This window comes from Streptomyces sp. B21-105 (assembly GCF_036898465.1).
Lineage (GTDB): Bacteria > Actinomycetota > Actinomycetes > Streptomycetales > Streptomycetaceae > Streptomyces.
Genome location: NZ_JARUMJ010000001.1, coordinates 5,744,775 through 5,764,238, shown reverse-complemented (window position 1 = coordinate 5,764,238; position 19,464 = coordinate 5,744,775). Strand labels below are relative to the sequence as shown.

The 19,464-nt window shown below is 73.1% G+C and carries 16 protein-coding genes and 1 riboswitch; of the genes, 8 read left to right on the top strand and 8 right to left on the bottom strand.

All coding sequences use genetic code 11. The features are described 5' to 3' along the window. Positions 1 to 57: 57 nt before the first annotated feature. The 4 genes from trpS to QA802_RS26095 all read right to left on the bottom strand — a co-directional run bounded on the left by trpS (position 58) and on the right by QA802_RS26095 (position 4,473). A complete protein-coding gene (gene trpS / locus QA802_RS26110) occupies positions 58 to 1,071 on the bottom strand; it encodes a tryptophan--tRNA ligase (protein ID WP_334527271.1) in 1,014 nt (337 codons plus the stop codon). A 102-nt stretch (positions 1,072 to 1,173) separates the two neighbouring features. Further along, on the bottom strand, positions 1,174 to 2,628 hold the full coding sequence (locus QA802_RS26105) for a glycine hydroxymethyltransferase (protein WP_334527268.1): 1,455 nt from the start codon (positions 2,626 to 2,628) through the stop codon (positions 1,174 to 1,176). 31 nt (positions 2,629 to 2,659) lie between these two features. Beyond that, positions 2,660 to 2,750, bottom strand: a riboswitch (ZMP/ZTP riboswitch). A 19-nt stretch (positions 2,751 to 2,769) separates the two neighbouring features. After that, positions 2,770 to 3,957 (bottom strand): glutathionylspermidine synthase family protein, encoded by a 1,188-nt coding sequence (locus tag QA802_RS26100; protein WP_334527265.1) that lies wholly within the window; start codon positions 3,955 to 3,957, stop codon positions 2,770 to 2,772. Positions 3,958 to 4,086: 129 nt separating this feature from the next. Next, positions 4,087 to 4,473, bottom strand: a complete 387-nt coding sequence (locus QA802_RS26095; RefSeq protein WP_334527263.1) for a hypothetical protein — start codon at positions 4,471 to 4,473, stop codon at positions 4,087 to 4,089. Between the two features lie 246 nt (positions 4,474 to 4,719). On the opposite strand from QA802_RS26095, the gene QA802_RS26090 reads away from it, so the two are divergent. The 6 genes from QA802_RS26090 to QA802_RS26065 all read left to right on the top strand — a co-directional run bounded on the left by QA802_RS26090 (position 4,720) and on the right by QA802_RS26065 (position 12,896). Beyond that, positions 4,720 to 5,304, top strand: a complete 585-nt coding sequence (locus tag QA802_RS26090; protein ID WP_334527260.1) for an antibiotic biosynthesis monooxygenase — start codon at positions 4,720 to 4,722, stop codon at positions 5,302 to 5,304. Positions 5,305 to 5,334: 30 nt separating this feature from the next. Continuing rightward, on the top strand, positions 5,335 to 7,518 hold the full coding sequence (gene pabB / locus QA802_RS26085) for an aminodeoxychorismate synthase component I (RefSeq protein ID WP_334527257.1): 2,184 nt from the start codon (positions 5,335 to 5,337) through the stop codon (positions 7,516 to 7,518). Then, positions 7,515 to 9,179, top strand: a complete 1,665-nt coding sequence (locus tag QA802_RS26080; RefSeq protein ID WP_334527254.1) for a benzoate-CoA ligase family protein — start codon at positions 7,515 to 7,517, stop codon at positions 9,177 to 9,179. The genes pabB and QA802_RS26080 overlap by 4 nt, the downstream gene beginning before the upstream one ends. Before the next feature lie 50 nt (positions 9,180 to 9,229). Next, on the top strand, positions 9,230 to 10,798 hold the full coding sequence (locus QA802_RS26075; RefSeq protein WP_334527251.1) for a class I adenylate-forming enzyme family protein: 1,569 nt from the start codon (positions 9,230 to 9,232) through the stop codon (positions 10,796 to 10,798). Further along, on the top strand, positions 10,795 to 12,027 hold the full coding sequence (locus tag QA802_RS26070) for an FAD-dependent monooxygenase (protein WP_334527248.1): 1,233 nt from the start codon (positions 10,795 to 10,797) through the stop codon (positions 12,025 to 12,027). The genes QA802_RS26075 and QA802_RS26070 overlap by 4 nt, the downstream gene beginning before the upstream one ends. An 89-nt stretch (positions 12,028 to 12,116) precedes the next feature. After that, positions 12,117 to 12,896, top strand: a complete 780-nt coding sequence (locus tag QA802_RS26065) for an aminotransferase class IV (protein ID WP_334534886.1) — start codon at positions 12,117 to 12,119, stop codon at positions 12,894 to 12,896. A gap of 144 nt (positions 12,897 to 13,040) precedes the next feature. Here QA802_RS26065 and QA802_RS26060 read toward each other — a convergent pair whose 3' ends face one another. Then, positions 13,041 to 13,538 (bottom strand): carboxymuconolactone decarboxylase family protein, encoded by a 498-nt coding sequence (locus QA802_RS26060; RefSeq protein WP_334527245.1) that lies wholly within the window; start codon positions 13,536 to 13,538, stop codon positions 13,041 to 13,043. A gap of 32 nt (positions 13,539 to 13,570) precedes the next feature. Continuing rightward, positions 13,571 to 14,998 carry a MocR-like pyridoxine biosynthesis transcription factor PdxR gene (pdxR, locus tag QA802_RS26055; RefSeq protein ID WP_334527242.1) on the bottom strand — a complete coding sequence of 476 codons (1,428 nt, stop codon included), beginning with the start codon at positions 14,996 to 14,998 and terminating at the stop codon, positions 13,571 to 13,573. Between the two features lie 113 nt (positions 14,999 to 15,111). Between pdxR and QA802_RS26050 the strand changes: the two genes are divergently transcribed. Then, entirely contained in the window at positions 15,112 to 15,663 is a 552-nt protein-coding gene (locus QA802_RS26050; RefSeq protein ID WP_443042294.1) for a carboxymuconolactone decarboxylase family protein, read from the top strand. Between the two features lie 37 nt (positions 15,664 to 15,700). Next, positions 15,701 to 16,438: an isocitrate lyase/PEP mutase family protein gene (locus tag QA802_RS26045; protein ID WP_334527237.1), complete on the top strand. Its 738-nt coding sequence runs from the start codon at positions 15,701 to 15,703 to the stop codon at positions 16,436 to 16,438. Between the two features lie 81 nt (positions 16,439 to 16,519). Here the strand turns inward: QA802_RS26045 and QA802_RS26040 are convergent, their stop codons facing one another. Beyond that, positions 16,520 to 17,494: an ABC transporter substrate-binding protein gene (locus tag QA802_RS26040; RefSeq protein WP_334527234.1), complete on the bottom strand. Its 975-nt coding sequence runs from the start codon at positions 17,492 to 17,494 to the stop codon at positions 16,520 to 16,522. A gap of 1 nt (position 17,495) precedes the next feature. After that, positions 17,496 to 19,463, bottom strand: coding sequence for an ABC transporter permease (locus QA802_RS26035; protein WP_334527231.1), 1,968 nt, complete (start codon positions 19,461 to 19,463; stop codon positions 17,496 to 17,498). Between the last annotated feature and the right edge of the window lies 1 nt (position 19,464).

Here is a 19,464-nt window from a genome sequence, read left to right as displayed (position 1 = left end):
CGAGTGCTCCTCAGCGCCTTCAGTGCTTCCCGGCGCTTTCGGTGCTTCCCTGTGCCTTCAGTGCTTCGCGGGCAGGAAGCCCATCCGCTCGTACGTCCGCGACAGCGTCTCGGCGGCCACGGCGCGCGCCTTCTCGGCACCCTTGGCGAGGATCGAGTCGAGCGTCTCGGGGTCGTCCAGGTACTGCTGGGTGCGGTCCCGGAACGGCGTCACGAAGTCGACGACGACGTCGGCGAGGTCCGTCTTGAGCGCGCCGTAGAGCTTGCCCTCGTAGGCGAGCTCCAGCTCGGGGACGCTGCGGCCGGTCAGCGTCGAGAGGATCGTGAGCAGGTTGCTGACACCCGGCTTGTTCTCGGTGTCGTAGCGGATCACCGTGTCGGTGTCGGTGACCGCGCTCTTGACCTTCTTCGCGGTGGCCTTCGGATCGTCGAGCAGGTTGATGAGGCCCTTCGGCGTGGACGCCGACTTGCTCATCTTGATCGACGGGTCCTGGAGGTCGTAGATCTTCGCGGTCTCGCGCAGGATGTACGGCTTCGGGATCGTGAACGTCTCGCCGTAGCGGCCGTTGAAACGCTCGGCGAGGTCGCGGGTGAGCTCGATGTGCTGGCGCTGGTCCTCGCCGACCGGGACCTCGTGGGCCTGGTAGAGCAGGATGTCGGCGACCTGGAGGATCGGGTACGTGAAAAGGCCAACGCTCGCGCGGTCGGCGCCCTGCCGGGCGGACTTGTCCTTGAACTGCGTCATCCGGCTGGCCTCGCCGAAGCCGGTGAGGCAGTTCATGACCCAGGCGAGCTGCGCGTGCTCGGGAACGTGGCTCTGGACGAACAGCGTGCAGCGCTCGGGGTCGAGGCCGGCCGCGAGGAGCTGGGCGGCGGCCAGCCTGGTGTTCGCGCCGAGCTCCTTCGGGTCCTGCGGGACCGTGATCGCGTGCAGGTCGACGACCATGTAGAAGGCGTCGTGGGACTCCTGCAGGGCCACCCACTGGCGGACGGCGCCGAGGTAGTTGCCGAGGTGGAACGAGCCTGCGGTGGGCTGAATTCCGGAGAGCACGCGGGGTCGGTCTGAGGCCATGCCTCTTATTGTCTCAGAGCGCGGGGACCACCCGGAACGGGTCCCGGTCGGACCCGGAACGGGTCCCGGGCGGCCGCGCGGGCCGCCCGGGACGCCGCCGGCTCAGCCGAGGTCGATCTCCGGGTAAAGCGGGAAGCCCGCGACCAGGTCGGTCGCGCGGCGGGAGATCTCGTCCGCGATCTTCCCGTCCAGGACGTGGGAGGCCTTCGACGGCGCGCCCGACTTCGTGGTGCCCTGCTCGGCGGCGGTGAGGACCCGGTCGATCAGGCCAGCCACCTCGTCCATCTCCGCCAGGCCGAGACCGCGGGTGGTCAGCGCGGGGGTGCCGATGCGGATGCCGGAGGTGTACCAGGCGCCGTTCGGGTCGGCCGGGATCGCGTTGCGGTTGGTGACGATGCCCGAGTCGAGCAGCGCGGCCTCGGCCTGCCGGCCGGTGAGGCCGTAGGAGGAGGCGACGTCGATCAGGTTCAGGTGGTTGTCCGTGCCGCCGGTGACCAGGGTCGCGCCGCGCCGCGTCAGGCCCTCGGCGAGAGCGCGCGCGTTGTCGACGATGCGCTGCGCGTAGTCCTGGAAGGAGGACTGCCGGGCCTCGGCGAGGGCGACGGCCTTGGCGGCCATGACGTGCGGGAGCGGGCCGCCGAGGACCATCGGGCAGCCGCGGTCGACCTGGTCCTTGAGGGAGTCGTCGCACAGGACCATGCCGCCGCGCGGGCCGCGCAGCGACTTGTGGGTGGTCGTGGTGACGATCTGGGCGTGCGGGACCGGGTCGAAGTCGCCGGTCAGGACCTTGCCGGCGACCAGGCCCGCGAAGTGCGCCATGTCGACCATGAGGGTCGCGCCGACCTCGTCGGCGATCTCGCGCATGATCCGGAAGTTCACCAGCCGGGGGTACGCCGAGTAGCCCGCGACGATGATCATCGGCTTGAACTCGCGGGCCGAGACGCGCAGCGCGTCGTAGTCGATGAGGCCGGTGGCGGGGTCCGTGCCGTAGGAGCGCTGGTCGAACATCTTTCCGGAGATGTTCGGGCGGAAGCCGTGCGTGAGGTGGCCGCCGGCGTCCAGGGACATGCCGAGCATGCGCTGGTTGCCGAAGGCCTGGCGCAGCGTGGCCCAGTCGGCGTCGGAGAGGTCGTTGACCTGGCGGGCGCCGGTCTTCTCCAGGAACGGGGCCTCGACGCGGTCGGCGAGGACGGCCCAGAAGGCGACGAGGTTGGCGTCGATGCCGGAGTGCGGCTGGACGTAGGCGTGGCGGGCGCCGAAGAGCTCGCGGGCGTGCTCGGCGGCGAGCGCCTCGACGGTGTCCACGTTGCGGCAGCCGGCGTAGAAGCGGCGGCCGACGGTGCCCTCGGCGTACTTGTCGCTGAACCAGTTGCCCATCGCGAGGAGGGTGGCCGGGGAGGCGTAGTTCTCCGAGGCGATCAGCTTGAGCATCTCGCGCTGGTCGGTGAGCTCCTGGCCGATGGCGTCGGCGACGCGCGGCTCGACGGCGCGGACGACGTCGAGGGCGGCCCGCACGGCGGCGGACTCGGTGGACAGGGGTGCGGAATTCTCGGGCATCGGGACCTCCGGACGTGGCGTACGGCGAGTTCGGTTCGGCCCAGGCGCACGGCACTGTCACTGCTCACGGGCCGCTCCCCGATGGTCCGTCCCATCCCAGCGCGCCAGTCACGGCCCACTCCGCACCCTACCGGCTCCCGGTCAGAGGATCACGTGCGGGACGAAGCGGGCGTACTCGTCCGTGATCAGGCCGGCGGACTCGCGGATGCCGAGGCCGGCCGACTCGCCGTCCACGACCCACGCGCCGAGGACGACGTGGTTGCCGTCGAAGGCGGGGAGCGGGGCGAGCTTTTGGTAGCAGCAGGGCTCGTCGTCCCGGACCACGGGATCGGCGCCCTTCTCGTGGATCGTGACGCCGGCCCCCTCGCGGCCGAGCAGCGGCTTGGCGACGTAGCCGGCGGTCTCCGCGAGGTCGCGCGGGCCGTCCAGGTAGGCGGGCAGCAGGTGCGGGTGGCCGGGGTTCAGCTCCCACAGGACGGCGAGCAGCGCCTTGTTGCTGAGGAGCATCTTCCAGGCGGGTTCGATCCACAGGGTGCTGCCGGTGCCGCCGCCGTTGTCGAGGGTGTCGAGGACGTGGCCGGCGAAGCGGTCGGTGGTGAGCCATTCCCAGGGGTAGAGCTTGAAGCAGCTGCGGATGAAGCGGAGCTGGCCGTCGACGAAGCGGCCGGACAGCGGGTCGAAGCCGATCTCCTCCATGGAGATCCAGTCGGTGTCCAGGCCGGCCTGCTCGGCGGTCTCCTTGAGGTAGGCGACCGTCATCAGGTCCTCGCCGAGTTCGTCGGCCGAGGAGTGCGCGAAGTAGAGGGGGTTGCCGGGCGGGAGCAGCGGGGCCTGCTTCTTCCAGGCGGCGACCAGGCGTTCGTGCAGGGAGTTCCACTGGTCGGCGCCGGGGAAGCGGTCCTCCATCCAGAACCACTGGGGGGAGGCGGCCTCGACGAGGGAGGTGGGGGTGTCGGCGTTGTACTCCAGGAGCTTCGCCGGGCCCGTCCCGTCGTAGCGGAGGTCGAACCGGCCGTAGACGGAGGGGAGTTCGGCGCGCCGCCGCCAGGCCTCGGCGACCGCCGCCGCGATCCGCGGGTCGGTGATGCCGAGGTCGGTGAGGCGGCCGGCGTCCACCAGGTGCTCGGCCGCGGTCAGGCACAGGGCGTGCAGTTCCTCGACGGTCTCCTCCAGCGCCTCGACCTCGTCGAGGCTGAAGGCGTAGTAGGCGCTCTCGTCCCAGTAGGGGCGCAGGCTGCCGTCGGGGTGACGGGTGAGGGGATAGACGAGGCCTTGCTCCTCGACGGTCCGCTGCCAGCCGGGGCGCGGTTCGACGGTGTGACGTCGCATGGGTGACGGTGTCCTGTTCAGCCGCTCGGTCGTACGGTCGCCGGGTCGTCCGGTCGTTCGGGGCGTCCGGTCGTTCGGGGCGTCCGGTCGCCGGATCGCCGGTCGCCGGATCGCCGGTCGTCCGGGCGCTCAGCCGCCGGAGCTGCCCTTGTGGCTGCCGCTGCCGCCGTCGCCGTCCCCGCCGAAGCCGCCGCGGTCGACGCCGCTGCCGCCGCCGCTACCGCTGCTCGACCCGCCCGAGCCGCCGGATCCCTTGCCCGGCTTGCTGAGGGAGCCGCCCTCGACCCAGGAGCCCTTCTTCTTGCCGCCGTAGTACCAGACGCTGCCCGACGTGCTCTTGGAGGACTTGCAGTTCTTGTCGGCGACGACCTTGTACCCCTTGGCGAGGGTGTAGCTGTCGCGGTCGACGCAGCGCTTGTCGGGGTCGGAGGAACAGGCGGTGAGGGCGGTGGCGAGCAGCCCCACACCCCCGAGCACGACCGTGCCCGAACGAAGTCGTCGACGCGTTTCCGCCATGTCCGTGTCTCCCCCTGGTCGCATCGCCCCTACGGCGATCTCCGGTGAACAGCCTAGACACCGGGCTGAGAGCGGCCGAACGCGGCTCGGCGGCGGCGCGCGCTCCCCTGCGGTCCGTTTTTCTTTTCCTTTCTGTCAGCAGGGGTGACGAGACCCACCCAAAGCCTCCTTTCGGACAACGGAAGACACTTGTAAAAGTTTGAAGGACCTGTGAACGCAAGCGCTCTCTGACGCGTACTCGACGGTGTGACCAGTAATCCCGTCACCGTCACCACCGCTTATCACGTGGTGCCGGGCCGAGAGGCCGACTTTCATTCCTGGGGGTGGGGCATGTTGGGCGCGAGCGCACAGCAGCCCGGATTCCTGGGAGGTGGTGTGCTCGTCGACGAAGGGGCGGAATGGCATGTGGTCTATCGCTTCGTCAGCGAGGGCGCGACCCGCGCCTGGGAGAACTCGGACGCCCGGGTGCGGTGGGACGCCCGGACGCAGGGCATCGCCCGGCAGACGGACCGCCGTAGCGTGCGGGGCTCCAGAGCGTGGTTCGACGCCCAGGCGGACGCGCCGAAACCGCAGGCCCCGCCGGGTCCGCCGTCGAAATGGAAGTTGTGGTTCGTGAATATGAGCGCCGTTTTCCCGCCGGTGCTCCTGTTCAATCTGATCGTGCTTCCCTATCTCGGCGGACTCAATCCTTTCGTGCGTACGCTGCTGTTGTGTCTGTGCGTGACGGCCCTCGTCACCTGGATTCTCATGCCCCGCCTCCAGCGTTTCTTCAAGAAATGGCTGTATCCACCGCTCCAGGCGCTCCGCGGTCGCCACAAACGCACCGCGTAGGCCAGAGAACGACCCTAGGGAGGTGGGCGGGTGAAAACCCTGCTCATCGACAATTACGACTCGTACACGTACAACCTGTTCCAGCTGATCGCCGAGGTCAACGGCGAGGAGCCGGTGGTGATCCTCAACGACGCCCCCCTGGACGCCTTCCCCGACCTCACGGCGTTCGACAACGTGGTGGTGTCGCCGGGTCCCGGGCATCCGGCGAAGGCGCGTGACTTCGGCATCAGCGCCCGTGTGCTGGCCGAGTGCCCGCTGCCGGTGCTCGGCGTCTGCCTCGGCCACCAGGGCATCGCGCTCGAGGAGGGCGGCCAGGTGTCGGCGGCCCCGCAGCCCCGGCACGGGCATCTGTCGGCTGTCCGGCACGACGAGCGGGACCTGTTCCAGGGGCTGCCGCAGAACTTCACCGCCGTCCGCTACCACTCGCTGGCCGTGCGCGAGCCGCTGCCCGACTCCCTGGAGGCCACGGCCTGGGCGGAGGACGGCGTCCTGATGGGTCTGCGGCACCGCGAACGACCGCTGTGGGGCGTGCAGTTCCACCCGGAGTCGGTGCTCACCGAGTACGGCCACCGAATGCTGGTGAACTTCCGCAACCTCACGGCCGAGCGGGCCCGCAAGACGCGGACGAAGAACACCGCGGTCACGCCGGCGGCCGCCGCGATGCCGCGGCAGACGGTGACCGTCCCCGGCCCGCGCCGGGCGAGCGGGCCCGCCTACCGGCTGCACACCCGCCGCATCGCCGTGGCGATCGACGCGGAGGCCGCCTTCACCCGGCTGCACGCCGAATCGGCGCGGGCGTTCTGGCTGGACAGCTCCCGGGTCGAGCGCGGCCTGTCCCGCTTCTCGTTCTTCGGCGACGACAGCGGTCCGCTCGCCGAGTTCGTCCGCTACGACGTCGAGGCCGGGCGCTGCGAGATCGAGCGGGCGGGACGGCCGACGCGCAAGGTCCGCGCGAGTGTCTTCGACTACCTCAAGCGGCAGCTCGCCAGCCGCCGGGTCGACGCCACCGGGCTGCCCTTCGACTTCACCGGCGGCTACGTCGGCTACTTCGGTTACGAGACGAAGGCAGACTGCGGCTCCCCGAACCGGCACCGGTCCACCGTCCCGGACGCCTGCTGGCTGTTCGCCGACCGGCTGGTCGCGGTGGACCACCAGGAGGGCTTCACCTACGCCGTCTGCCTGGCCGAGGACACCCCGCAGGCCGCCCTGGAGGCCGCCGACTGGCTCGAGGCCACGCTGGCCCGGCTCACCTCGCTGCCCGCCGAGTCCGACCGGGCACGGCCCCAGGCGGCCCCCGCCGGACCGTCGGCGCAGGCGGACCTCGGAGCCGTCGAGCCGTGGCTGGTGCGGGACCGCGCGACCTACCTCGCGGACATCGAGGCCTGCCGGCGGGAGCTCGCCGCGGGCGTCAGCTACGAGATCTGCCTGACCGACGCCGCCCGGTTACCCGCACCGGCCGACGCCCTCGCCTTCTACCGGACGCTGCGTCGCGTCAACCCCGCCCCCTACGCGGCGTTCCTGCGACTCGGCGACCTCGACGTGGCCGGCTCCTCTCCGGAACGGTTCCTGCGGATCACCCGGGACGGGGTCGCCGAGGCCAAGCCCATCAAGGGCACCGCGCCGCGCGGCGCCGATCCGCTGGAGGACGCCCGGCTGCGGGACGCGCTGGCGGCCGACGCCAAGACGCGCGCCGAGAACCTGATGATCGTCGACCTGCTCCGCAACGACCTGGGGCGGGTCTGCCGGACCGGCACCGTGCGGGTCTCCCGGCTCATGGCCGCCGAGACGTACGCGACCGTGCACCAGCTCGTCTCCACCGTGGAGGGACGGCTGCGCGAGGACACCGACGCGGTGGACTGCGTGCGCGCCTGCTTCCCCGGCGGCTCGATGACGGGCGCGCCGAAGCTGCGCACGATGGAGATCATCGACCAGCTGGAGACCCAGGCGCGCGGCGTGTACGCGGGTGCGCTCGGCTATCTGGGCTGCAGCGGCGGCGCGGACCTGAACATCGTCATCCGCACCGCGGTCCTCGCCGAGGGTTCGATGCAGCTGGGGGCGGGGGGCGCGATCGTCCTCGACTCCGATCCGGTCGCGGAGTACGACGAGATGCTGCTGAAGACGGCCGCGCAGATGCGGGCCCTGCGGGAGGACGCCGAGGACGGGGCGGCGGCCTCGCAGCCGGGGCCCGCCACCGCCGAGGAGGCCTCCCGATGACGAACCGGCAGCCCACGACGACATCCCGGGTCACGACAGCTCCACAGGCCCCGGCAGCACCTCAGGTCACGACGGTGTCCCCCGCCGCGGCGGCTCCGCGCGCCTCGGCCGTGCCCCGGCCGAGGAGGAACGGCGACGGCGACGCGCCCGGCAACCTCGCCGCGCAGCTGGTCGACCTCGCCGGGCGGCGGGGCTGGGCCGGGCGGGCCGCGTTCCACCAGGGGCACCGGCGCTGGACCCACGGCGAGGTGCACGACCTCGGGGCGCGGGCGGCCACGGTGCTCGCGGCGCACGGGGTGCGGGCCGGCGACCGGGTGGTGCTCGCGCTGCCCGACTCGGTGGCGTGGGTGGCGGCCTTCCTCGGCGTCGCCCGTCTCGGGGCCGTCGCCGTCCTGGTCAACCCCGAACTGCCCGCCGCCGAGCACGCGTTCATGGCCGAGGACGCCGAGGCCGTGCTCTGCCTGACCGGGCCGGGGCTGGAGGACCGGGAGAACCGAGAGGACCGGGGGGAGCGGGGGGACCGCTTCGCCGGACGGGCGCGGCTCGGGGCCGACGAGCTTCTCGCGCTGGCCTCCGCCGCCGAGCCGGCCGCCGTCCACCCGGTCGACGCGCACGCGCCGCTGTACGTGCAGTACACCTCCGGCACCACGGGCCGTCCGAAGGGCGTCGTGCACGCGCACGGCGACCCGAAGGCGTACCACGACCTGATCGGCCGGCGGCTGCTCGGCGTCACCGAGGACGACGTCACCCTGTCGGTGTCGAAGCTGTACTTCGCGTACGGCTTCGGCAACGCCTTCGTCTTCCCGCTGTTCTCCGGGTCGTCCGCCGTCCTGGTGGACCGGCGTCCGACGCCCGCCGCCGTCGACGAGCTCGTCGCCCGGCACCGGGTCACCCTCCTCTACTCGGTGCCGTCGGCGTACGCGGCGCTGGTCGCCGACCGGGGCAGCGGGCACACCGCCTGCTTCGCCTCGGTGCGGGCGGCGGTGTCGGCGGGCGAGGGCCTGCCGGACGGGCTCGGCGTCCGGGTCGCCGAACTGCTCGGCGCGCCCGTGCTGGAGCAGATCGGCTCCACCGAGGCCGGTCACGCCTTCTGCGCCAACAGTCTCGGCCACGACCGTCCGGGCACCGTCGGGCGTCCTGTGCCGGGGTTCGAGGTGGAGCTGCGGGACCGGGCCGGGCGGCCGGTGCCGGACGGCGCGGACGGCGAGATGTGGGTGCGCGGGCCGACGCTGACGTCGGGCTATCTGAACCGGCCGGAGGACACCGCGCGCACCCTGGTCGGCGGCTGGCTGGCCACCCACGACCGGGCCCGTCGCGAGCCGGACGGCTCCTACCGGCATCTGGGCCGCACCGACGACATGGAGATGGTCGGCGGGATCACCGTCTCCCCGCTGGAGGTGGAGGCCGTGCTGCGGACCGGTCCGGCGGTGCGCGAGGTCGCGGTCGCCGCCGTCACGGACGGGCGCGGCTCCAGCCGGCTGCGCGCCTTCGTCGTCCCCGCCGGCCCGGTCGCCGCCGGTCTCGAGGACGACCTCCTCGCGCTGGCGCGCGAGCGCCTCGCCGCCTTCAAGGTGCCCAGGAGCGTCAGCTTCGTGACGTCCCTGCCGCGCACCGCCACCGGAAAGCTCCGCCGCCATCTGGTCCGCCAGGGGGCGTGGTGACCGTGGTGACCCCCGCGGGTCGCCCCCGTACGGCCGAAAGGAACAGTCACATGTCGCAGCAACGTCTGCTCGCCGACCGCGGGTTCTATCTGGGCCCGCTGTTCCGGCGGGCGGCCGACCGGCACGGCGCCGTGTTCGTCACCCTGGACCGGCCGCTGGACACCCATCCCGGCCTCGGTGTCGACCTCGACTACGCGGTCCTCGCCGACGTGGTCGAGGAGCTGTCGGGCCGGCTGTGGGCGGCCGGCGTGCGGCCCTCCGAGCAGGTGGCGCTGCACAAGACGGACAACGTCGACATCGTGTTGCTGACCTGCGCGATCTCCCGGATCGGCGCCGTGCCCGTGCTGCTCTCCCCCGGCCTCGCCGGCCCGGTCGTCGGGCAGCTGCTGGAACGGCTGCGGGAGCCCTGGCTGATCACCGACCGGGCCAAGCTGGAAGGTCCGCTGGCGGGCGTCGACGTCCACGTGCGGCGGACGCTGTCCGTCGACGACGCGCCCGGCGCCGAACCGCTGGCCGGGTTCACCGCCGACGGGCCTCCTCCGCCCGTGCGGCTGCACCCTCGCGAGCCCGCGCTGATCACCCACAGCTCCGGCACCACCGGCGTCCCCAAGCTGGCCGTGCACTGCCCGAACACCATGTGGAACCGGCTCGTCCCGCAGCAGGCGATGGGCTGGCCCACCCGCGGCGAGACGGCCGCGCTGCACATGTCGTTCGTGCACTCGCGCTTCTACCACCTGCTCGGCGTCCTGCTGCGCTTCGGCAGCCCGCTCGTGCTGATCACCGACCCGGACCCGGCCGCCGTACGGCCGCTGCTGGTCCGCCACCGGCCCGGCATCGTCGAGACCCACCCCAACACGTTCGTGCTGTGGGAGGAGCTGGCCGACGCGCCCGGCGCGCCGCTGTCCCGGGTGAAGTCGTACGGTTCCACGTTCGACGCGATCCACCCGCGCACCGTGCGCCGGCTGCTGGGCGCGTCGAAACGCCGCGCGCCCTGGCTGGTCCAGCTGTACGGGCAGAGCGAGACGGGGCCGGTCGCGGTCCAGTGGTTCACCCGGCGCAGCGCGCAGCGGGCTGACGGCCGCCGGGTCGGAACGGGCATCCCCGGCTTCACCCGGCTGCGGATCACCGACCCCGACGGCAGGCCCGTCGCGCCCGGCACGCCCGGCCGGATCGAGGCGCGCACCCGGGGCCGCATCCTCACCTACCTCGGCGCGCGGGCGCAGTACGAGCGCCAACTCGACGACGGGTGGTGGCAGATGGGCGACATGGGCGTCCTGAGCCGGCTGGGAGCGCTGCGGCTGATCGACCGTGAGATCGACCGGATCGACGCCGTGCACAGCAGCCTGGAGGTCGAGGACGCGCTGATGGAGCGTCTGGAGGAGCTGCGCGAGGTGGTCATCGTGCCCGGCGCGGACCGGGAGCCGGTGCCGGTGGTGTGCGTGCGGGGCGAGCAGCCGCTCGATCCGGAGCGCTGGCGGACGGCCACCGCCGATCTGCCCGTGATGGCCGAGCCGCGGCAGTGGCGGTTCGAGGAGCTGCCGATGACGGCGACCTGGAAGGTGAAGCGGGTGGAGATCACCCGCATGCTGACCGGGACGCCGCGGAGCGTGCCCGCGTGAAGGCGGCCGTCGTCGTGGGCGCGGGCCCGGTGGGTCTGTCGGCGGCGCTCGCGCTGCGCGCGCACGGGCTGCCCGTGCTGGTGCTGGAGGCGGACCCCGAGGACCGTGAACGGCCGGGCAGCCGCGCCCTGTTCGTGCACCGCGAGACCCTCGCGCTGCTCGACGGGGCGGCGCCGGGGCTGGCCGCCGAGATCACCGCCTACGGGCGCACCTGGCACACCCGGCGGACCCTGTACCGGGGCCGTGAGGTGTACGCCCGCACCTTCCCGCCCCGCTCCGGCCCTTCGACGGCCCTGCCGCCGTTCACCAGTCTGCGGCAGGTGGACACCGAGCGGTTCCTGCGCGCCGCCTGTGCGCGGGCCGGCGTCGAGTTCGTGTGGGGGGCGCGCGTCACGGACGTCCGCACCACGCCGGACGGGGCCGTGCTGAGCGGCGCGGACGGGCGGGAGTGGCATGCCGGGCACGTCGTCGCCGCCGACGGGGCCCGCTCGGCGGTCCGGCGCGGGCTGGGCATCGCCATGGAGGGCGTGCGCGGCGAGGGCTTCCACGTGGTGGTGGACGTGGCCGATGTGCCCGGCGCCGAACTGCCGCTGGAGCGGGTCTTCCACTACGAGCATCCGGGGGTGGGCGGCCGCAGCGTGATGCGGGTGCCGTTCACCGGGGGCTTCCAGGTCGACCTGCAGTGCCGCGACGACGACGCGGAGGAGGACTTCGGCGCCGAGGAGGCCGTACGACGGTGGCTGCCGGCGGTCGTCGGCGACGACTACGGGCCCGGGGACGGCGGGGGCAGGGGCGGGGACGCCGGGCTGGACGGGCGGATCCTGTGGGTGTCGACGTACCGCTTCCTGCGCAAGGTCGCCGCCTCGTTCACCGACCCGCACCGGCGGGTGCTGCTCGTCGGTGAGGCGGCGCACCTGTTCCCGCCGTTCGGGGCGCGCGGCATGAACAGCGGGATCGCCGACGCGGTGGCGGCGGCCGAGGCCGTCGCGGCCGGCACCGACCGGGCCGTCGAGGAGTTCGCCGGGACGCGGCGGGCGGCGGGACTGTTCAACAGCGACGCCGCGGGGCGCGCGCTGGAACATCTGCGCCCCCGGCGGCGGACCGTACGGCTCCGGCAGCGGGCGGCGGCGGCCCTCGCGCCGGTACTGCCCTCGTGCGGGTCATGGCTGGAGCACGCGCCGTACGGGCCCCGGGGCGGGGCTCCGGCGGCGGCGGGCGGAAAGTACTGAGCGGGACGGTCGGAGAGGAACAGGCGATGACGCGGACGACGGCGCAGGCGATGACGCAGGCGATGACCCAGTCGACGGCGCAGGCGACGATGGTGGAGGGGTTGTCGGGGTGGACGTCGGCCGGAGGGCTGAGGCCGGGCGCCGAGGCCGGCGGGCGGCTGCTCGTCGCCGACTCGTGGCTGGTGCGTGACGGCAGGGTGCGCGGCCTGGAACGGCACCGGGAACGGTTCCTGCGGGCCTGCGGCGAGTGCAGCGGTCCGCCGCTGCGCCGGCTGGTGGAGTTCTGGCGGGACATGACGGCCGCCCTTCCGCGGTGCGGCGAGTGGTTCCCCCGGGTGGAACTCGCCGCCGGCTCCCTGGAGTTGCGGCTGCTGCTGCGTCACGCCCCGCAGCTCGAGCCCGACGTCCGGGTGTGGGCCGCGGGCCAGCCCGACCCGCGGACCATGCCCCGCCGCAAGGGCCCCGACCTGGACGCGCTCGCCAGGGTGCGCCGCCGGGCGTCCGGTGCGGGCGCGACGGAGGCGGTGCTGGTCACGCCGTCCGGCGCGGTGCTGGAGGCGGCCACCGCGAGCGTCCTGTGGTGGGAGGACGACACGCTGTGCCTGCCGCCGCCCCGGCTGCCGGTCCTGGCCGGGGTGACCGGCCGGCTGATCCAGGAACGGGCCCACCGCCTCGGCGTCCGGGTCGTCCACCGCGAACGGACGCCCGCCGAGCTGGACGGGCGGGAGGTGTGGCTGGTGAACGCACTGCACGGCATCCGCCCGGTCACGGCCTGGGCGGGAGGCCCGATCACTCCCGGGCCTGCGGTACGGGCGCCGGAATGGCGACGGTGGCTGGATTCCATGGGCGAGCCACTGCCGCGAATATAGCCCGAGTCTGGAACGGGAGAGAAGAAGACCCCGAAACACCGCGGAACAGAAAGAAACACGGGCGCCGGCCGACAGGACCGGTGCCCGCATTTCGCATTTCATTGAATTCCCTCTGCCATTCCGTCGGCTCTGCCGGTTTTCTCGTTATTTCTTCGCCGGCTGGTACGCGCCCGGGACCATGCGTGTCGCGACGGCGATGCGGTTGTAGGCGTTGATGACGGTGGCCGCCCAGATCAGCGCGGCGAGCTGCGCCTCGTCGAAGACCTCCGCCGCCTCGGCGTACACCGCGTCGGGCACGTGGCCGTCGTGCACCAGGGTCACGGCCTCGGTCAACGCCAGTGCGGCGCGCTCGCGTTCGGTGAAGAAGGGGGTCTCCCGCCAGGCGTTCAGCGCGTAGAGGCGCTGCTCGGTCTCGCCCTCGGCGCGGGCGTCCTTGGTGTGCATGTCGAGGCAGAACGCGCAGCCGTTGAGCTGCGAGGCGCGGATCCTGACCAGCTCCAGGATCTCGGGTTCGACCTTGGCGTCCCGGGCGGCGGAAACAGCCGCGCCGTGCAGGGAGCCCATCGCGGCGGAGACATCGGGAGTAACCTTCTTGAGCGCCACACGGGACACTGCACGGGACACGGAATTACTGTTCGTCATGGTGTGACTGTATCCGGGAAATTCCCGGAAATCTATCCGGGAAAAAGAATTCCGGAGCCGTTGTCGCCGACGGGAAGAGCGGCGCACAGGGCGTCCAGCGCGCCGGACCAGGCGTGGTCCGGCGGGGTGCCGTAGCCCACGACCAGGGCGTCGAGCGGGGCGGCCACCGCGCCCGGGTGCCGGTGGCGCGGGGTGAGACCGTCGACGGCGAGACCCTGCCGGGCCGCCGCCCGCACCACGGCCGCCTCCGTGCCCGGCGGCAGGCGCAGGACGGCGTGCAGGCCCGCCGCGATGCCGGTGACGCGGATCGCGGGGGCCCGGTCGGCCAGGGCGGCGACCAGCGCGTCGCGGCGGCGGCGGTAGCGCGTGCGCATGGCCCGCACATGGCGGTCGTACGCGCCCGAGGCGATGAACTCCGCGAGCGTCAGCTGGTCAAGGACCCCGCAGCTGTCCACCCCGCCCTTGGCCGCCGCCACCTCCTCCGCCACACCCGGCGGCAGCACCATCCAGCCCAGCCGCAGGCCGGGGGCCAGCGACTTGCTCGCCGTGCCCAGGTACACCACGTGATCGGGGTCGAGCCCCTGGAGTGCGCCGACGGACTGGCGGTCGTAACGGAACTCGCCGTCGTAGTCGTCCTCCAGGACGAGACCGCCGGTGCGCCGCGCCCAGTCCACGACGGCCGCCCGGCGGTCGTGGTGCAGCGGCACGCCCATCGGGAACTGGTGGGCGGGCGTCAGCAGGACCGCGCCGGCGTCCGTCGGCCCGGCCGCCGGGTCCGTGCCGCGTTCGTCGAACGGCAGGGCGGTGGTGACCAGCCCCTCCGCCGCCAGCAGTCGCCAGTGCTCGTCCAGGCCGTACGACTCGACGGCCATCGACTTCGCCCCGCGCGCCCGCAGGACCTTCGCGAGCAGGCGCAGGCCGTGCGAGGACCCGGCGCACACCACGACGCGTTCGGGGTCGGCGCGCACCCCGCGGGAGCGGGAGAGGTAGCCGGCGAGGGCCGTGCGCAGTTCCACCCGGCCGCGCGGGTCGCCGTATCCGAGGGCGTCGGAGGGGGCCGCGGCGAGGGCGCGGCGGGCCGCCCTGAGCCATGCGCCGCGCGGGAAGGAGGCGAGGTCGGGGCTGCCCGACCGCAGGTCGTGGGGGGGCCGGTGGTCTGCGGGACGGCGGGGCGGCGAGCCCGCCGGAGGCACGACGCGGCGTTCGGACACCCGGGTGCCCGAGCCCTGGCGGGCCGTGAGCCAGCCCTCGGCGACCAGATCGGCGTAGGCGTCGGCGACCGTGTTGCGGGCGATGCCCAGGTCGGCGGCGAGGGAGCGGGAGGAGGGCAGCCGGGTGCCGGGCGGCAGCCGGCCGCCGCGGACGGCCTCGCGCAGACCCTCGGTCAGACCCCGCCGCACCTGCGGCCCGGTCGGCTCCACATGCAGGTCGACCCCGAAAGTGGCCCATGATTTCGCCATGGGAATGGACCATACTCCTGGGCTGCCTGACACCTAGGGTCGAAGGCATGACGACCGACGCCCCCGCCCCGGCCACCACGACGAACACCGCGCCCAGCCCCGCGACGAGCACCATGACCAGCCCCTCGACCGGCCCCACCCCCGGCCCGGCGGTCGGCTCCCCCGCCCCGGCCACCGGCGAGCGGCCGGGTCACGCGCCCGAGCACACCCCCCGGCTCGACTGGTCCGCGCACGCCCCCGAGGTGTACAAGGCGATGATCCGGCTGGACGCCGCCGCCCGGAAGGGCCTCGACCCCACGCTGCTGGAGCTGGTGAAGATCCGGGCCTCGCAGCTCAACCGCTGCGCGCTCTGCGTCGACATGCACAGCAAGGACGCGCTCGCGGCGGGCGAGAGCGTCGAGCGGATCGTCCAGCTCAGCGCCTGGGAGGAGTCGGCGCACTTCTACACGGAGCAGGAGCTCGCGGCGCTGGCGCTGACCGAGGCGGTGACGGTGCTGACGGAGGGCTTCGTGCCGGACGCGGTGTACGCGAGGGCGGCCGAGCACTTCGACGAGCCCGCGCTCGCGCAGCTGATCGCCTCGATCACGGTGATCAACGCCTGGAACCGGTTCGGCGTGACGTGCCGGATGACGCCGGGGCACTACCGCCCGGGGCAGCACCGGTGAGCCGCACGGCCCCCTTCGACCGCGAGGAGCGCACGCCATGAGCAAGGCGGACGACTTCCGGCGGCTGCACCGCGGCCGGCTGCCGGGCGACCCCCTGGTCCTGCCGGGACCGTGGGACGCGGCCAGCGCCCGGGTCTTCGCCGAGGCGGGCTTCCCGGCCCTCGCGACGCCCAGCGCGGGTGTCGCCGCCTCCCTCGGGTACGCCGACGGGCAGACCCCGGCGGACGAGATGTTCGCGGCGGTCGCCAGGATCGTCCGGGCGGTGGACGTGCCGGTGTCGGCGGACGTCGAGGACGGGTACGGGCTGGCGCCGAAGGAACTGGTGGAGCGGCTGCTGGAGACGGGCGCGGTCGGCTGCAACCTGGAGGACTCCACCGACGGGACCCTGAAGGACCCGCGGGAGCACGCCGAGTGGCTGGCGCGGGTGCGGGCGGCGGCGGGCGACCTGCTCTTCGTGAACGCGCGCGTGGACGTCTTCGAGTACGGCGACGACGCCGGCGCCCCCGAACGGGCCGTCGAGCGGGCCATCGAGCGGGCCGCGCTCTATGTGGCGGCCGGCGCCGACTGCGTCTACCCGATCGGCGCGCCCACCCGCCTGCTGCCGTTGCTGCGGTCGGGGATCCAGGGCCCGGTGAACGTGGGCGGCCGGGTGGACGGCGAAGGCCCCTCGCCCGCCGGTCTCGGCGAACTCGGGGCCACACGCGTCACGTTCGGGCCGGGACTCCAGCAGCGGGCGGCAGCCGCCCTGCGGGAGATCAGCGCAGGACTGGCGTAACGGCAGCGGTCAGCACACTCGACGCACCCGCCGCGCGCACCGTGCTCATCGCACCCGCCGCACCCGCCGCACCCGATGTGCTCAGGACAGCCACGCCTTCCACGTGGAGGCGTGGCCGTCCACCCACTGCTTCGCGGCCTCCTCCGGCGTCAGCTTCTGGTCGGCGATGGCCAGGGACACCTCGTTCTGGTCCTCGGTCGTCCACTTGAACCTCTTCAGGAAGGCGGCCGCCTTGCCGCCGTCCTTCGCGAAGCCGGTGTTGAGGTACTTCTGCAGCGGGGTGTGCGGGTAGGCGCAGGCGACCTTCGCCGGGTCGGCGTCGCAGCCCTCCTTGTAGGCGGGCAGCTTCACCTCGGTCATCGGGACCTTCTTGAAGAGCCACTGCGGCGAGTACCAGTAGGTGAGGAAGGGTTTCCTCGCCTTGGCGAACTGCCGCATCTGGGTGATCTGGGCGGCCTCCGAACCGGCGAACACCACCTGGAAGTCCAGGTCCAGGTTGTTCACCAGTGCCTTGTCGTTGGTGACGTAGGAGGGCGAGCCGTCCAGGAGCTGGCCCTTGCCGCCGCTCTCCGCGGTGGCGAACTGCGCCGCGTACTTGTTGAGGTTCTTCCAGTTCGTGACGTCCGGGTGCTGCTTGGCGAAGTACGTCGGCACGAACCAGCCGATGTGCCCGGTCACGCCGAGGTCGCCGCCGGGCGTGATCGTCTTCTTGTCCTTGACGTAGCGCTGTTCCTGCTCGGGGTGGCCCCAGTCCTCCAGGATCGCGTCGACCCGGCCCTGGCTGAGCGCGTCCCAGGCGGGCACCTCGTCCACCTTCACGGTGTCGACGCGGTAGCCGAGCTCGTGCTCGAGCAGGTACTGGGCGACGGCCACGTTGGCCTGGGCGCCCACCCAGGACTGCACGGACAGGGTCAGTGACTTGGCTCCCTGGGCGTTCGCGAACGGCGAGGCCTGCTTGGTCATGTCGGCGGCGCCGCAGCCGGTCAGCAGGAGCAGCGCGGACACGCCTGCCACGGTCGCGGTCGCTGCCGCTGTCGCTGTGTTACGGATGCGCATGTCACGCCCCCTTCTTCGTGCGGCGTTCGGTCGGCTGGGTCACCCGGTCGAGCATCAGGCCGAGGCAGACGATGGCCGCGCCGGCGACCAGACCGGTGGCGAGGTCGCCCTGGGCGAGGCCGAAGACGACGTCGTAGCCGAGCGCGCCGCCGCCGACCAGACCGCCGATGATGACGACGGCGAGGACCAGCACCACGCCCTGGTTGAGCGCGAGCAGCAGGGCCGGGCGGGCCAGCGGGAGCTGCACCTGGCGGATCTGCTGGCCGCTGCCCGCGCCGAGCGAGCGGGCCGATTCCAGGGCGGCCGGGTCGACCTGGCGCAGGCCCTGGGCGGTGATGCGGACGACGGCGGGCAGCGCGTACACGACCGCGGCGGCCACGGCGGGCGCGCGGCCGACGCCGAACAGCGCGACGACCGGGATCAGGTACACGAACTGCGGCATCGTCTGGAAGACGTCGAGGACGGGCCGCAGCAGCCGTTCGAAGCGGTCGCTGCGGGCGGCCGCGATACCGGTCGCGAAGCCCAGCACGAGGGTGACGGCGACCGCGGCGAGGACCTGCGACAGCGTGTCGAGCGACGGCTTCCACACGCCGAGGACGCCGATCGCGGCCATAGCGAGGACGGCGGTGAGCGCGGTGCGCCAGGTGCCGATCACCCACGCGAGCGCGGCGACGATCAGCAGCACCGACCACCAGGGCAGGCCCTGGAGGCCGTCGCGCAGCGGGTCGAGGACCCAGGTGGTGAAGTGGCCGGCCCAGTCGGCGGTGCCGCCGATCACGGGCACCCCGGAGTAGAGGTGGTCGGTCATCCAGTCGACGGCCCGGTTGACCGGCTCGGCGATGTTCAGCGTCCAGGCGTCGGGCCAGTCGAGGCGGCCCGCGAGCCGTACGGCGACCGCGACGACGACGGTGGCGGCGAGCGCGGCCGCCCAGCCCGCGCGGCGCGAGAGGCCGCCGCGCCGGGTTCCGGCGCCGGGGTCGCCGTCACCGTCGCCGGCCGCGCCGGTGACCCGGTCCAGGACGACGGCGAGGAGGACGATCGGGATGCCGGCGGCGAGGGCCGCGCCGACGTCGACCGAGGCGAGCGCCTGGTAGACGCGGTCGCCGAGGCCGCCCGCGCCGATCACCGAGGCGATGACCGCCATGGACAGCGCCATCATGATCGTCTGGTTGAGGCCGAGCAGGAGCTCCCTGCGGGCCAGCGGGATGCGCGCGGTGAGCAGGCGCTGGCGTGCGGTGGAACCCAGCGATTCGACGGCCTCCAGCACCTCCTTGTCGGCGCCGCGCAGCCCGAGCGAGGTGAGCCGGGCCATCGGCGGCGCGGCGTAGACGACGGTGGCGAGGACGGCCGCGGGAACGCCGATGCCGAAGATCAGGACGACCGGGAGCAGGTAGGCGAACGCGGGCAGTACCTGCATGGTGTCAAGGACGGGGCGCAGGATGCGGTCCATCCGGTCCGAGAGCCCGGCGGCGAGGCCGAGCACGGCGCCGACGGCGACCGACACCAGGACCGCGACGACCATCAGCGCGAGTGTCTGCATGGTCGGGATCCACATGCCGAGCAGTCCGCAGGCGAGGAACGCGACAGCGGTGCCGACGGCCAGCCGCACGCCGGCGACCCGCCAGGCGACCAGCGCGGCGGCGCCGGTGACGCCCGCCCAGCCGGCCGCGAGCAGCACGAGGTAGACGGCCCGCACGCACAGTACGACGGCGTTGCTGACGTAGCCGAAGCCGTAGAGGAACAGCGGGTGGCTGTCGCGGTTGTCGATGATCCAGTCGCTGGCCTTGCCGAGCGGTTCGGTGAGGTCGACGGTGAGGGTGGCGGGCCAACTGCCGCTGGCCCACTGGGCGTTGGCGAGCGGCACGAGGACCGCCGCGGCGAGCGCCAGTAGCGCGAGCTTGGCGACCGAACGGTGTTTGAGGACCCCCGGCAGGGAGACACGGGGGGCGGGTGCGGTGACCGTAGCCATG